A 760-nucleotide genomic window follows, 5' to 3' on the forward strand; every position below is an offset into this window, starting at 1 on the left:
GCTAAAGAAAGTACTCAACCCTGGTTGATGCATAGCACGTAACCCCACCGCCATACTGGCAACACACGCCACTGCGAACATACTGGCTGATGAAATTACCAAGTAGCTTGACCCAAGCTCAATCACCTCTTGGGAGTCCGTGGTCAAGCCCATGATTGGCTGCGGGAAAAAGACGAATAAACAAACGGCCAGCGCGGCAAACACCATCGCAATCATCCAAGTCAGCGACGTACTTTGTCTTACGCCAATTTTGTCTCCCGCTCCCCAGTACTGCGCGGTAAGCAGTGCGCCACCCGTGGTCACCCCAACTAACATGATGGTGGTAACAAACGTCGCTCGAGCTGCGACTCCCACAGCGGCAATTTCGGCTTCACCAAGTTGCCCTAGCATCAATACATCGACTAGGCTTCGGCTGGAAAACATAATGCTTTGCAGCGTGATGGGAAGTGCTATTGCGAACAATCGACGCAAAAAGGCTTTATCTGCGTGAGTTGAGAGTTGAGATAGAAAAGTCACGAGCACTCCAACGACAACTTATTGATAGAATGGGGAAAGTGTCTCATGATTATACCCAGCGGTGATTTTTCCACCAGCAATAAAAGGACGGATAATGAAAAAGGTGTTGGTATTAGGTGCCTCTGGTTACATTGGTTCTCAGCTTCTTCCTCTACTGCTCGATAAAGGTTACAGCGTAACCGCAGCATCTCGACATATTGATTATTTGGAGTCTAGGACCAGCCCACATCCCAGCCTTACACTG

Annotated in this window: 2 protein-coding genes; one reads left to right on the plus strand and one right to left on the minus strand. The window is 49.1% G+C overall.

All coding sequences use genetic code 11. The features are described from left to right. Window positions 1-516 (minus strand): MATE family efflux transporter (locus tag R7Q48_RS26830; RefSeq protein WP_043037900.1); only part of this gene is annotated, 516 nt, incomplete at its 3' end. Between the two features lie 94 nt (window positions 517-610). Between R7Q48_RS26830 and R7Q48_RS26835 the strand changes: the two genes are divergently transcribed. Then, window positions 611-760, plus strand: a 150-nt coding sequence (locus R7Q48_RS26835; RefSeq protein ID WP_318133281.1) for an NAD-dependent epimerase/dehydratase family protein, incomplete at its 3' end; no start/stop codon positions are given.

Source organism: Vibrio sp. 378, assembly GCF_033339435.1.